The following is a 14,300-nucleotide window of genomic DNA, read 5'->3' as shown; positions in this document are numbered from 1 at the left end:
TTAAAAAATCTTATTTAATAATTTATTCACCGCTTTATCAACTTTATCGCCCGTACTTTTAGCACCATCACTCACACCGCCACCTACTACATTTTTAATAGAATTTAACACACTTCCTGCATTTAAATTCACTTTAGGATTTTCCGTAGTTCCTGTAATACTTCCTTTAAAATTGGCTCTATCGAGTTTAATATCAAAAGGCAAATTTAAAGCTCCGCTTTTAGAATTTAAAGCTCCTGATTGTACTAAAATATAAGAACGATCTGCTTGCATATTAAGATCAAGTTTGATATTTTCTTTTTTAATCAAAGCTTTAGCATTAGCAGTGCGATAAACATCATTGGTAATATCTTTTAGTGTTAAAATTTTTAAAGCATTGGTAATAAGATTTGGTTTTAATTTACCCTCTTTCATATCCAAATTAACCTCTCCTTCTTCGCTTAAAAGATTGTAATTTGCCTTCACATCTGCCTTACCTTGATAAACATCCATAAAATCTAAACCTTGAGCTAGACTACTTAAATCCACTCCATTTAAATCAGCAAGCAAAAGGTTATCTTTAAGTGTGCTTTGAAGCCTCCCTTCAAATAAATTTGGACTATTTACAACAAAATTTAAATTCTTATCAAAACCTACCTTTCCATTAAATTCTGCCTTACCTTTAAGTTTTCTATCCAACAAAAAGCCTAGTTTTGAAAAATCATTTATCTTTAGATTAAAATCCGAATTTAAAAGCATTTTGCTTATATCAAAACTTCCTTGTAGCTTTGTAAGATCAGCTAAAGACGAATTTAAAACAGAATCAAATTGAGCGATATTGTTTTTAAAATTAATTTTGGTATTTAAATCATAACTTGTATTGTTTGGAAAATTTTTATTTAAAATTTTACTTAAAGTTGTAGCATTTAAAATACCTTTAGCTTCTAAATTTGCTTTACCATTAAGGTTGTTAAAATCGATATTATCTAAATTAATTTTTGCATTAACAATCCCACTGGCATAATTTGGCATACCTGCTATAACAAAAAGTTTAGATAAATCAAGTTTATCAATGTTTAAATCAAGTTTTTTACCATTTGAATCAGCCTTGATTACACCATCTGCCAAATTTGCATTTGCATTTAAATTTTGTATTTGAGTGCCTATAATATGAGCTTTTGCAGTAAGATCTGCCTTACCTTGTAATTTTTGTCCTGTTATAGCACTAAACTGGGATAAGTCATCAATAAAAGCATTTAAATCTGTATTTAACTCACTATTTTTTAAATTATAAGTTCCTTGAAGTTTTTTGATATTAAGCAAATTTGAAGCAAGCAAAGCATTGTAAGCAATATTGCTATTTTTTGCATTTGCTTTAGCATCAAAACTAAAAATTGTATTTGGAAGCTCTATTTTAGCTATTTTTTTAAGCTCATTGGTGTTAATCTTTGCATTGTTTATTTTTGCTTCAAGATCAAAATTAGAAAAATCCAAATCTGCATTTAGAAGTTTAGCATTTAAATTTCCAGAAACCAAAGCTCCATATCCTGCAAGAGCTAATAATTTTTCCAAACTTGCTTCATTAATATCTGCAAAAATTTTATTATTTTTCAAACTTGCCTTTACCTCTCCACCAAGTCCGATAACTTGAGCATTTAAACTTGATAAGGCATTATTTACAACACTTGTTTGACCTATCACACCCAAATTACCATTTAGTCTAGTTTTTGTAAGTTTTTCAAGCCTTACAAGAGAAGGAATACTTAAATTAAAATCAGTACTTAAAGCATTCTTGCTAATATCATAAAGGGTTTTTTGAGTTTGTAAGTTAAGATAATCATTGTAAATTTTACTTACAGCATAAATCTTATCTTCTTTAACATTGGCCAAAATTTCTGCTTTAGGATTAGAATTTAAAGGCAAGTCTAAAGAAAAATCTTTTTTTATCGCCTCATAGTTTATATAACTTGTATCAAGTTTTATGATGATATTTCCATCAGGTTTTAAATTCTGTGCTGAAATTTTTGCTTGAGCATTTAAAAAACCTTTAGCATAACTAGGGTAAGATAAAAGATGAAGTATTTCTTCTATCTTAAGATTTTGCGCATCTAAATTTAAAGCAATAGGGCTGTAATTATACATTCTTGCATTTAAAAGCACATTTGAACCTAACAAATAACCCTTTCCATCTAAAGTAAAATCACTTGCTTTACCTTGAATTTTACCGCCAAAAGAAAGGTTTTGATTTAAATTTAAACCTAAATTTTTAGCATAATTTTGCTTTAAAGAAATAAGATAGTCAAGATCAAATCCAAGCTTAAAAGGACTCAAAGCTCCCTTAAGATTAAAATCTGCCATATTTGCGATATTTGCTTGCAATTCAAGACTTGAAAAACGTAAATTAAAATGCGTGATATTTACATCTAATCCCGCACTTTCTTTGATCTTTTTTTGCGCTATATTTGCCACTATATTATTACCAAAACTTGTGAAAAGTATGGTATAAATAGCAATTAAAAGCACAACAACAAAAGCTATAACTCCATAAAAAATCTTTTTCATTTTTATCCTTTAGTTTATTTTATAAAATAACTTTAGTCTATAAAACTAAACTTTTATAAATATTTTAATTTAAAGTATTGACAAAATTCATTTTTTATAGTATGATATTATCACTCTAAATAAAAGAGTGCTAAAATCAATATTTTTAAGGATGGACAAAAATGAATTTTCAACCTTTAGGAAAGCGTGTTCTAGTTAAACGCGTAGAAGAAACTAAAACAACAGCCTCAGGCATAATTATACCAGATAATGCTAAAGAAAAGCCTTTAATGGGCGAAGTAGTAGCAGTAAGTAAAGAAATCACTGATATTGCAAATGGCGATAAAATCATATTTGCTAAATATGGTGGAACAGAAATTAAACTTGATAATAGTGAATATTTAGTTTTAAATTTAGATGATATCTTAGGAATTTTAAAATAATTTATAAAAAAGGATAAAAAATGGCAAAAGAAATTATTTTTTCAGATGAAGCAAGAAATAAACTTTATGAGGGCGTTAAAAAACTTAATGACGCGGTAAAAGTAACTATGGGACCAAGAGGACGCAATGTTTTAATCCAAAAAAGCTTTGGTGCTCCAAGCATTACTAAAGATGGCGTAAGTGTTGCTAAAGAAGTAGAGCTTAAAGATAGTCTTGAAAATATGGGCGCTTCACTTGTAAGAGAAGTAGCAAGCAAAACAGCTGATCAAGCAGGCGATGGAACAACTACTGCAACGGTTTTAGCTCATGCGATTTTTAAAGAAGGTTTAAGAAATATCACAGCAGGTGCAAATCCTATTGAAGTAAAACGTGGCATGGATAAAGCTTGCGAAGCTATAGTAGGCGAACTTAAAAAACTTTCTCGCGAAGTAAAAGATAAAAAAGAAATCGCACAAGTTGCTACAATCTCAGCCAATTCTGATGAAAAAATCGGAAATTTAATCGCTGATGCTATGGAAAAAGTGGGCAAAGATGGTGTTATCACTGTTGAAGAGGCAAAATCAATCAATGATGAATTAAATGTAGTTGAAGGTATGCAATTTGATAGAGGTTATTTAAGCCCTTATTTTATCACTAATGCAGAAAAAATGACAGTAGAGCTTTCAAGCCCTTATATCTTGCTTTTTGATAAAAAAATTGCAAATTTAAAAGATTTATTACCGGTTTTAGAACAAATTCAAAAAACAGGCAAACCACTTTTAATTATCGCTGAAGATATTGAAGGTGAAGCACTTGCAACTTTGGTTGTAAATAAACTTCGCGGTGTTCTTAATATTTCAGCCGTAAAAGCTCCAGGTTTTGGCGATAGAAGAAAAGCTATGCTTGAAGATATAGCGATTTTAACAGGCGGAGAAGTGATTTCTGAAGAACTTGGAAGAACTCTTGAAAGTGCGACCATACAAGATCTTGGACAAGCTTCTAGCGTAATCATCGATAAAGACAATACAACCATAGTAAATGGCGCAGGTGAAAAAGCAAATATCGATGCAAGAGTAAACCAAATCAAAGCACAAATTGCTGAAACAACTTCAGATTATGATAGAGAAAAATTACAAGAAAGACTTGCAAAATTAAGTGGCGGTGTTGCAGTTATTAAAGTAGGTGCAGCAACTGAAACTGAAATGAAAGAGAAAAAAGATCGCGTTGATGATGCTTTAAGTGCTACTAAAGCAGCAGTTGAAGAAGGTATAGTAATTGGTGGTGGTGCAGCGCTTATCAAAGCAAAAGCTAAAATCAAACTTGATCTACAAGGCGATGAAGCAATCGGTGCAGCTATCGTTGAAAGAGCTTTAAGAGCACCTTTAAGACAAATTGCTGAAAATGCAGGCTTTGATGCAGGTGTGGTTGTAAATAGCGTAGAAAATGCTAAAGATGAAAATACAGGCTTTGATGCTGCAAAAGGTGAATATGTTAATATGCTTGAAAGTGGAATTATCGATCCTGTTAAAGTAGAAAGAGTAGCTTTACTCAATGCAGTTTCTGTAGCTAGTATGCTTTTAACCACAGAAGCAACAATTAGTGAAATTAAAGAAGATAAACCTGCTATGCCAGATATGAGCGGTATGGGAGGAATGGGTGGCATGGGCGGAATGATGTAATATCTGCTCTAACCTCTTATCAGCAAGGATTTTCCTTGCTGATTACCAATTTAATTTAAAAACACTCCCTTGATTTTCTACAGATTCGCAAATAATCTTAATATCATTATCATCACAAACTTTTTTTACCAAAGAAAGCCCTATACCAAATCCTCCCTGATCGGTATTAAATCTTGTATATCTATCAAAAATATGATTTAAATTTGACTTTGAAATTCCACAACCTGTATCCGCAATACTTAAAAAATTGGCTTTTAAAATTATAGAAATTACTCCACCTTTTTTATTGTATTTAATGGCATTGCTTATAAGATTATCAATCAATTTAGAAATTTGACTTTTAGGAGCAAAAATATTTGCTTGATTTAAATCAAGCTTTAGTGTAATTTTTTTTTGCTCAAAAAATACTTTAAAATATTCTAATCTTTCTTCAAGTAGTATTCTTAAATCAAATTTTTGTTTTTCTATTTCTAAAGTATTAGGGAAATTATAAAAAACAAGATCAGAATACACTTGAGACAAACTTTTTGCAGCAAGCTTAATCCTTGTAAATTTAGCATTATCTCCTAAATTTTGATGCTCAAGTTGTTCTATACTCATCAAAATAACACTTAATGGGGTATTGAGTTCATGAGTTGAATCTTTAATAAAACGATTTAGTGTGCTGATTTTATCCTCCAAAGGCTTTAGAGCAATTTTTACTAAAATATAAGATATTAAACCCAATATGCAAAAAGCCATAATAGCAAAACCAAAAACTTTCGTTCTAATCCAAAAAAGATCTTTGCCAACATCTTCACCCTGTATTAAAATTTGCAAACCATCGTTAGTATTTACTTCTTCATTGCTAGCATGTCTTAAAAAATAATGATCTGCACTCATAGGAGCAAGGAAAAAAACCTTATTATCACAAATACCTCTACCTTTAAGCTCTATCTTTGCCTTTCTTAAATCAAAATCTATATTACTAAAAACAATCTTTTTAGCATCAAATATAGCAAATTTTAGCGCTGTGCTTTGAGCAATATTTTTTGCACTTATATCTATAGGGGTAAAACGAGAATTTAAGATGCTTATAACAATATTTCTATGATTTTCTCTCAAAGTGGCACCCTTTAAAACAACTAATTCTTCATATAATTTTTGATACCATAATGCAAAAAAAATAGTTAAAAAAATACCTGTAGTTGTTAGGTAGATTAATAAAATTTGCCTAATGACTTTTTTAGCCATAGCAATATCCCCTACCTCTTTGATTTATAATTTTTTCTTTTCCTAAAATTTTACGTAAATTTTTCACATAAGCCCTTAAACTTAGCTTACTAGGCTCCTCATCATAATCCCAGAGTTCTTCAAAAATTCTCTCTGTGCTTAAAAAGTTGTTTTTATTTTTAAGTAATAAAGACAAAAGCTTAATTTCTTTACTCGGTAAAGTCAAGGCTTTATTATTATGGTAAAGAATTTGTGTAGTAAATTCAAATCTAAATCCATCTCCTAAATCTTCAAAATCTTCATTTTTATGTGAAAAAGCTCTTTTAAGCAAAGCTTTAACCCTGATAGATAACTCGGCAAGTTCAAAAGGTTTTTTTATATAATCATCACAACCTGCGTCAAAGCCTTGTTTTAAATCGTTTGTTGTGTTTAAAGAAGTCATGAAAATTGCTGGAGTTTGCTTTCCGCTTTTTCTTAATTCTTTAAGTAATGAAAATCCATCTCCTAAAGGAACTTTTACATCTAAAATCCAAAGATCAAAATATCTTTCATAAGCCATATCTAAAGCTTCTTGTGCATTATCGCATAAAAATACTTCATATCCTTCATCGTTTAAAAACTCTTCAATGATCTCACTTAAACTCAAATCATCTTCTAAAAGTAAAATTTTAGCAGCCATAATTTAAATCTTTCCAATTTCAAATCTCTTAAATATATATCATTGTATCAAAATTCTTATCAATTATTTAATAAAATTTCATTTTTATTTAATTTATTTTTATCTATAATCCTTTTATACAAATAAATTTTTCCTTAAGGAGTTAAAATGCTTCCAAAATGGGATAACAGCTATAGTGTGCACAATGCTAAAATTGATGAGCAACATAAAAAGCTTTTTGAACTTGCTGCAAAAGTTGAAGTTGTATCAGATAGATCTGTAAGTAAAAATGAAGTCAAAGAACTTTTGGCTGAATTTTTTAATTATATGAAAGATCACTTTAATGATGAAGAAAAATACATGCAGCTAATAGGCTATCCAAATTTAGAAGAACATCGAAAAATACATAAAGAAATCATCCAAACCATGATTAACTTAATCAAAGATATCAAATCAACCAATGATCTTAAAGAAAAACTTTATATAGTGGCTAAAAAGTGGCTTTTAGAACACATACTATATGAAGACATGAAAGTTGAAAAATGGAGAAGTTCTTCTTTGTCTACAGATGATGGTGGCGATGTTAGTTTTGAAGCAGCAGAAGATGAAGATAATGAGCATCCACAATTTTATCTTTATACCTGTAATTGTCCTGGTAAAATTCACGATGTTCCTTATAGTATTCATCAAAAAATAGAATTGCAAGGTCATAAATTTACTTGTAAAACTTGTAAACAAGCTATAAAATTTTACAAAAAACATTCTTAAGGAGGATAAAATGAAACGCAATGTAAAAACTTATTCTTTTAGAATGCCTTTAGAGCTTAAGGAGCGTTTGGATAATTTAAGTAAAAATCTTTCTAAACCAAAATCAGCCATAGTAAAAGAAGCCATAGAGGCTTATCTTAATGAGGTTGAAGATTTTTCTTTTGCTGTTAATGCCCTAGAAGAACTTAAAGATGGGGATTATCAAAAGGCAAGTAAAAAAATAGATAAAATTGTCAAAAATCTTAAACAAACAAAATAAAAACTTTATCACAATTTTTTGTGATAAAGACTTATTAATTTTTTATATTAAAATACATTTATGAATATTAAAATGGAGTTAAAAAAGTGGCTCCGGATGTAGGATTCGAACCTACGACCAATCGGTTAACAGCCGACTACTCTACCGCTGAGCTAATCCGGAATATTTAAAAGTAAAATGTGATTATAGTGAAATTAAAAAACTTTGTCAAGGGTTTTTACACAAAAATGCATTTTTTATGTAAAAAATTAATTTACTCCTTAACAATAACACTTTTTAAATTTCTAAAATAAAACAAATTTACCCCATCTTCATATAAATAATCAAGCTTCATTCCATGTGTTTCTAAAATAGTATTTACAATATAAAGCCCTAATCCAAAACTTGATTTTTGTTTTGATCCTTGAGTAAAAGCTTGAGTATAGTATTCTAAAGTATTGTTAAGCTCAGGACCACGATTTTTAAAACAAATATAATCATCTATAATATCAATTTGCACAAACCCATCTTCAGAATGTTTAATACCATTATCTATCATATTTTTAATCGCTGTAGTAAAAAGTTTAAAATCCACATTTACAAAAAAACTTTCTTCCATAAAAATACGTATATTGCTATCATCTCGCATTGCAATTTCTTTAGCTTCATCTAAAACATCTAAAATATTGTATTTTTTTCTATTTATAAAAGCAGCCCCTGAAGTAATTTGCTCAATAGCAGCAAATTCATTAATTAAAATTTCAAGTCTAGTAAAAACCCCATTTAAGCGCTCTTTATATTTATTATCTTCTATCATTTCTAACGTTAAGAGCCCTTTAGTAATAGGAGTTTTGAGTTCATGCATAATATTTCTTAAAAAAAACTGACGAGATTGGTTTAACTTTCGAATTTGAACAATGGCTTGATAAAAAGCTTCACTTACTTGTGAAATTTCATCCACCCCAGTGCTTACATCTTCTATATCATTAAGCTTTCCTTGGGCAAATTTATCAATTTGTTTTTTAAGTCTTTTAAGTGGTTTTAATTTTTTAAATATATAAATATAAAGCAATACAAGAATACAAATCACAGCTACAGCTATAGCTTTGATAATAAAATACCTATAAGTTTGATAGTCTTGATCCTTATAAAGATAAACCTTTCCATCATAAATAATATTTAAATATACTTGTCTATTATAAGAAATAATCTCGATTAAGCCATTATTAACCTCAACCCTAGCTAAAACATCACCTCTAAAAAGAATTTTACGGATCTGCTTTGCTTCTGTTATCTCATCCATTTTGTTATAATTTTTTGTCTGCTCTTCAAATTCTTTTTCACTGATAACTCCTGCAAAATTTAAGAGCCTTGCATTAGCTATCAAAGAATATTTGGTGTTTAATTCTCTAGTATAATTTTGCTGATCGTATTCTATAAGCCACAAAAAGCCAAGTATAACACTAACCCCAGCAAAAATAAAAATAAAAGTTATAGTATAAAAAATCGAAGATTTATTCATTGAGTAAGCTTATAACCTATTCCACGTATAGAGTGAATATATTTTGGAGTTTTTGGATCATCTCCCATCTTTTGACGAATTCTACTGATAATAACATCTATACTTTTATTGCTAGAATCCTCGCTAATAGAAGAACAATTATAAACAAGCTCTTCACGACTTACCACTCCACCCTCTTTTTTAATCAAATAGCTTAAAATATCAAATTCAGCATTAGTTAAAGTAAGCTCTTGTCCTTTCATGGTAATAATATGCTTATATTGATCATAAACAAGATCTTTTACACTTTTTGCTATAGCACTTTTTGTATTTGAAATACGTCTTAAATGACTTTTAATACGTGCTTGTAATTCTTTTGGATTATAAGGTTTTGGTAGGTAATCATCTGCTCCAAGCTCTAAAGCATTAACCTTATCTGTAATATCATGTCTTGCACTTGAAATAATAATAGGCGTATCATATTTTTTACGAATCTCTTCACACACTTCAAGCCCATCAAGCCCTGGCAAAGAAAGGTCTAAAATGATAAGCTGATATTCTTTTAATGCAAGCTTAGAAAGACCTATATAAGGCTCATGAGCTATATCAACTTTCATATCAAATTTTTCCAAATATTCAGCTGTAATTTCTGCTAATTCTAAATCATCTTCTATCATAAGAATATTTGTCATAGTTTTCCTTTATTTTAAACTTAACTTTAATTTTAAACTAAAATTTATAACGAAAGGAAAATCCTTCCGTTATTTTTATTTAAGCACAAGTAAAGTCGCAAAACCATTGCGATATACCCAAACTTTGGTAAATTCTTTTTTATTAATTTGTTTTAAAGCTTGTTCTAAATCTTTTAAATTTTTAATTTCACTTTGTCCAACACCTATGATAATATCACCCTCTTGGAAACCAGAATTTTTTCCTTTGCTCTTTTCTTTAACACTATCAACCAAAACGCCATTAACATCTTTTGGAATTTGCAAACGATCCTTAAGTCTTGGATCTAAATTTCTCAAACTCAAACCATCAATCAAATCACTTTGTACGCCTTTAGGATTTTCTTTTTCACCTTTAAGAGTAAAACTTGCTTGCTTATTTTCTCCATCTCTTTCGTAACTTAATGAAATTTTTTGACCAATCTCTAAAGTTCCTATATAATTTTTAAGATCAATAGGACTTTTTATAATCTTATCATTAACTTTAGTAACTAAATCTCCGCGCTTAAGCCCTGCTTCATCAGCACTTGAACCTTTTTGAACATCAGTAATTAAAGCTCCTTCTTGATTTTTGTAAGCTTTTTTAGTATCACCTTGCAAAGCTGAAATAGTCACACCTAAAAATCCTCTATCAATCTTGCCTTTTTCAATAAGTTTTTTAGCTATATCTTTAACCATATTTGAAGGTATAGCAAAACCTATGCCGTTATTTCCACCGCCACGAGAAAGAATAGCTGAATTAATACCTACCAAATATCCACGACTATCCACCAAAGCTCCACCTGAATTTCCTGGATTGATAGAAGCATCTGTTTGTATAAAATTTTCATATTGATTTAAACCTATATTGTCTTTGTTTAAAGCAGATATTATCCCACTTGTAACACTAAAACCGACTCCAAAAGGATTTCCAAGTGCAAAAACAACATCTCCTTCCATTAAATCATCAGAATTTGTAAAAGTAATAGCTGAAAGATTATTGGCCTCTATTTTTATAACAGCCAAATCTGTTTTTGGATCTTTACCTATAAGTTTTGCTTTATATTCTGTATCGCTTCCTGGTAAATTCACTGTAATCGTATCAGCATCATCTACAACGTGATTATTTGTCACTATATAACCATCTTTTGAAATAATCACCCCTGATCCCAAAGAACTCACCACTTCTTTATCATTTTTTCCTTTTCTTTGAGGAAAATCAAAATCAAAAAATTGTTTAAAATAAGGATCATTAAAAAAATCATCCAAAGGGCTTGGACGATTTGCTCTTGTAATAGTTTTTGAGGTGGAAATATTAACCACTGATTTTTTTGCATCTTTAATAGAATCATGATAAGAAAGCACTGCATTTCCAGCAGCAGGATTCACACGATTAGCCGTTGTAGTCGATTCGTTAAAATTAATACTTGCAGCAAATAAAGCACTTGCTAAACTTAATGATAAAAAAATCTTTTTCATTTCATTTCCTTTTGTTCTTAAAGATAAATTATCTCGTAAAATATTTTACTGTCTTCATAGTATAAAACCGAAAATTTACAAAATTGTAAATAAAACCTTGAGTGATAAAAATTTATAAAACTTGATTGACTTAGGCTAAAGTTTATGTTATAATTTAATCCTTTATATAATCAAGTAAAAATTTTTAAGGAAATATAACATGAATAGTTTATACGAAACTCTTGGAGTTAGCAAAAATGCTAGTGCAGATGAAATAAAAAAAGCTTACCGTCGCCTAGCTAGAAAATATCATCCTGATATCAACAAAGAAAAAGGCGCGGAAGAAAAATTTAAAGAAATTAATGCTGCTTATGAAATTTTAAGTGACGAAAAAAAACGAGCTCAGTATGACCAATACGGCGACTCTATGTTTGGTGGACAAAGTTTTCATGATTTTTCAAGAAATACTGGTGGGGTAAATTTAGACGATATTTTAAAAGATCTCTTTGGAGGAGGCTTTGGTGGACGCTCAAGAGGGGGTTTTAACGGCTTTTCTTCAAAAGGCTTTAGCAGTGGTTTTGGAGGATTTGGAGGTTTTGAAGAAGAAAATTTAGACAGCAATCTAGAGCTTCACATTCCTTTCGAAAAAGCTGTTAAAGGCGGGGAACATAGTTTTAATTTTCAAGGCGAAACCATTAAATTTAAAATTCCACACGGTATCAAAGAAGGAGAAAAACTTAGAATTCGCTCCAAAGGAAAGCAAGGACGCAATGGAACACGCGGGGATTTAATCATTATTGTAAAAATAGAAGAAAGTCCTATTTACACAAGAGAAGATGATGATTTATATCAAAAAGTTGATATTTCTTTAAAAACTGCACTTTTTGGTGGAAAAATAAATATAAAAACACTCAAAGAAGGCAAGGAGGAAGCGACAATTAACATAACGCCTAATTCAAAAAATAACCAAAAAATTCGTTTAAAAGGTTATGGAGTGCAAAATAGAAAAAGTGATATTTATGGGGATATGTATTTGATTTTAAATGTTGTTTTGCCAAATTTAGATACTCTTGATGAAAAATTTATAGAACTCTTAAAAGAAAAATTACCTTAAAGAAAGGAATAAAATATGGAACACCATTATGATGAACCTGTATATTTAATCAGTGTTGTGGCTAAAGTTTTAAGCATACATCCACAAACCTTAAGGCAATACGAAAGAGAAGGATTGATAGAGCCAAGTAGAACCGATGGCAAAATAAGACTTTATTCTCAAAGGGATATTGACCGTATTAAACTTATATTGCGTTTAACAAGAGACATGGGAATCAATCTTGCTGGAGTAGATGTTATCTTAAAATTGAAAAACCAACTTCACGAATTTGAAAATTTAATTGATGAACTACGCTTAGAATTAAGCAAACAACAAGACAAAGAAGCGGCTAGTAAAGCCGTTGTCAAGCATAAAAATAGCTTTGATTTGATTTTTTATGAGAAAAAATAAAAATAATGGATAATTTTTTAGAAATTTTTTTAATCACCGTTGCTATAGCTATAGTTTTAAATGTCATATTTAAAAAATTTGAAATTCCAACTATTATTGGATATATAGCTGCTGGAGAAATCATTTCTGAAATTTATCATTTAAGTGGCAAAGGCGAAATCACCCATATAGCCGAATTTGGTATAGTGTTTTTAATGTTTACCATAGGGCTTGAATTTTCTTTTAAGCATTTAATGGCAATGAAACAAGAAGTTTTTTTAAACGGCTCTTTGCAGATGCTTACTTGTGGCTTTGTTTTTATGCTACTTGCTATAGGAATTTTAGGACTTGGAGATAAAAGCGCTACCATAGCAGGCTTTGCACTAGCACTTTCTTCAACCGCAGTGGTGCTTAAAATTTTAAATGATAATGGCGATATAAATGAGCAATATGGCAGAAAAGCATTGGGAATTTTGCTTTTTCAAGATATAGCCGTTATTCCTTTGCTTTTGCTTGTAGATATTTTTTCATCCAACAATCAAAACATAGAAAAACTCCTTTTTACCACTTTAATTTCAGCACTTATTTTAATCACTTTATTATTTTTCATAGGTAAATATCTAGTGGATAGAATTTTTAGACTCATTATCCACACTTCTTCTCAGGAAATTTTTATTAGTACTGTTTTATTTATGGTTATTGGAGCAAGTTTTTTAGCAAATTATTTTGGATTTTCTTATTCCTTGGGTGCTTTTATAGCAGGTGCTTTGATAGCAGAAACAAAATATAAACACAAAATAGAAGCAGACTTGATCCCATTTAGAGATTTGCTTTTAGGGCTTTTTTTCATAACTGTAGGCATGCAAATTCAACTTGATGTAGTGGCGCAAAATTGGTTTTTAATCATAGTTTTAACCCTTCTTGTAATGGCTTTAAAATTTGGCATAGTTTTTGGCTTTTTATTTCTTTACACCAAAAAAAGAGTAGCGCTTAAAACAGCTTTTGCCATAGCGCAAATTGGCGAATTCGCCCTAGCAATTTTTTCTCTTTTACAAGCAAAAAATATGCTTGATATCAAAACTTCACAAATTTTAATTGTTGTTTCTATTTTAACCATGATTATCACGCCTTTTATTTTAAACAATATAAGAAAAATTACCAATGTTGTAGAAGATATAGCACTTAATACCAACGCTGTGCAAAATATTGACAGCAATATCAAGCTTAAAAATCATCTTGTTGTTTTTGGCTACGGACGTTTAGGTCAAGAAGTCGTACAAAAAATCAAAAACACAGGCGTACCTTATCTTGTTTTAGAAAGTGATTTAAATTTAGTAGAACTTGGAGTTAGTCGGGGTGAAAATGTCGTTTTTGCCAATGCTGCTCAAGAAGAAACCTTAAAAATTGCCAATATAGAAGAATGTGCCGTAGCTATTATCACAGTTACAAATGAAGCTAAACTTGAAATTTTATGTCAAGTGCTAGCTAATTATCCAAAACCTATAGATACTATCATTCATGTAAATGGAACTTTGAAAAAGATGCTTTTTTCTAGCATAGATGAAAATATACGCATCATTCGCTCTGAAAAAGTAATCGCTAGAAATTTAGTTCAAGAAGCACTAGAATGCCGCATTCATAAAAATACCTAAGG

General features: G+C 29.9%; 13 protein-coding genes and 1 tRNA gene. 7 read left to right on the top strand and 7 right to left on the bottom strand.

Going from position 1 to position 14,300, the window contains the following annotated elements:
• Positions 1-2,541 (bottom strand): hypothetical protein, encoded by a 2,541-nt coding sequence (locus tag ELQ04_RS00500; protein ID WP_002937821.1) that lies wholly within the window; start codon positions 2,539-2,541, stop codon positions 1-3.
• Positions 2,542-2,702: 161 nt separating this feature from the next.
• Here ELQ04_RS00500 and groES point away from each other — a divergent pair, with 161 nt between their 5' ends.
• Both groES and groL read left to right on the top strand, forming a co-directional pair.
• The gene (gene groES, locus ELQ04_RS00495; protein WP_002937819.1) at positions 2,703-2,963 is read left to right on the top strand and encodes a co-chaperone GroES; all 261 of its coding nucleotides are present in this window, start codon (positions 2,703-2,705) and stop codon (positions 2,961-2,963) included.
• A 20-nt stretch (positions 2,964-2,983) separates the two neighbouring features.
• Positions 2,984-4,621: a chaperonin GroEL gene (gene groL, locus ELQ04_RS00490; protein ID WP_002853460.1), complete on the top strand. Its 1,638-nt coding sequence runs from the start codon at positions 2,984-2,986 to the stop codon at positions 4,619-4,621.
• A 42-nt stretch (positions 4,622-4,663) separates the two neighbouring features.
• Here groL and dccS read toward each other — a convergent pair whose 3' ends face one another.
• Entirely contained in the window at positions 4,664-5,854 is a 1,191-nt protein-coding gene (gene dccS, locus ELQ04_RS00485; RefSeq protein ID WP_002937817.1) for a two-component system sensor histidine kinase DccS, read from the bottom strand.
• Positions 5,847-6,512 (bottom strand): two-component system response regulator DccR, encoded by a 666-nt coding sequence (gene dccR, locus ELQ04_RS00480; RefSeq protein WP_002937815.1) that lies wholly within the window; start codon positions 6,510-6,512, stop codon positions 5,847-5,849. Before dccR ends, dccS begins: the two co-directional genes overlap by 8 nt.
• Positions 6,513-6,659: 147 nt before the next feature.
• On the opposite strand from dccR, the gene ELQ04_RS00475 reads away from it, so the two are divergent.
• Complete coding sequence (locus tag ELQ04_RS00475) at positions 6,660-7,259, top strand: bacteriohemerythrin (RefSeq protein ID WP_002866222.1); 600 nt, start codon at positions 6,660-6,662, stop codon at positions 7,257-7,259.
• Positions 7,260-7,269: 10 nt separating this feature from the next.
• Positions 7,270-7,518 (top strand): ribbon-helix-helix domain-containing protein, encoded by a 249-nt coding sequence (locus ELQ04_RS00470; RefSeq protein WP_002892742.1) that lies wholly within the window; start codon positions 7,270-7,272, stop codon positions 7,516-7,518.
• An 87-nt stretch (positions 7,519-7,605) separates the two neighbouring features.
• Here ELQ04_RS00470 and ELQ04_RS00465 read toward each other — a convergent pair.
• The 4 genes from ELQ04_RS00465 to htrA form a co-directional block, all read right to left on the bottom strand.
• Positions 7,606-7,680: transfer RNA gene (locus ELQ04_RS00465), tRNA-Asn, on the bottom strand.
• A gap of 91 nt (positions 7,681-7,771) precedes the next feature.
• Positions 7,772-9,019, bottom strand: coding sequence for an ArsS family sensor histidine kinase (locus tag ELQ04_RS00460; RefSeq protein ID WP_002853920.1), 1,248 nt, complete (start codon positions 9,017-9,019; stop codon positions 7,772-7,774).
• Positions 9,016-9,690 carry a response regulator transcription factor gene (locus tag ELQ04_RS00455; protein WP_002777451.1) on the bottom strand — a complete coding sequence of 225 codons (675 nt, stop codon included), beginning with the start codon at positions 9,688-9,690 and terminating at the stop codon, positions 9,016-9,018. The genes ELQ04_RS00460 and ELQ04_RS00455 overlap by 4 nt, the downstream gene beginning before the upstream one ends.
• A 75-nt stretch (positions 9,691-9,765) precedes the next feature.
• A complete protein-coding gene (htrA, locus tag ELQ04_RS00450) occupies positions 9,766-11,184 on the bottom strand; it encodes a serine protease HtrA (protein ID WP_002937811.1) in 1,419 nt (472 codons plus the stop codon).
• Between the two features lie 199 nt (positions 11,185-11,383).
• Between htrA and ELQ04_RS00445 the strand changes: the two genes are divergently transcribed.
• The 3 genes from ELQ04_RS00445 to ELQ04_RS00435 are packed head-to-tail and all read left to right on the top strand — an operon-like array spanning position 11,384 to position 14,298.
• A complete protein-coding gene (locus ELQ04_RS00445; protein ID WP_002937808.1) occupies positions 11,384-12,277 on the top strand; it encodes a DnaJ family protein in 894 nt (297 codons plus the stop codon).
• Between the two features lie 15 nt (positions 12,278-12,292).
• Positions 12,293-12,667, top strand: a complete 375-nt coding sequence (gene hspR / locus ELQ04_RS00440) for a heat shock transcriptional regulator HspR (protein ID WP_002861924.1) — start codon at positions 12,293-12,295, stop codon at positions 12,665-12,667.
• Between the two features lie 5 nt (positions 12,668-12,672).
• A complete protein-coding gene (locus tag ELQ04_RS00435) occupies positions 12,673-14,298 on the top strand; it encodes a cation:proton antiporter (protein ID WP_002937807.1) in 1,626 nt (541 codons plus the stop codon).
• Positions 14,299-14,300 lie beyond the last annotated feature (2 nt).

The organism is Campylobacter sp. CH278 (assembly GCF_004378845.1).
Classification (GTDB): Bacteria; Campylobacterota; Campylobacteria; order Campylobacterales; family Campylobacteraceae; genus Campylobacter_D; species Campylobacter_D jejuni.
Note: the sequence above shows the minus strand (reverse complement) of the source record. Positions and strands in the feature narration are given on the sequence as shown.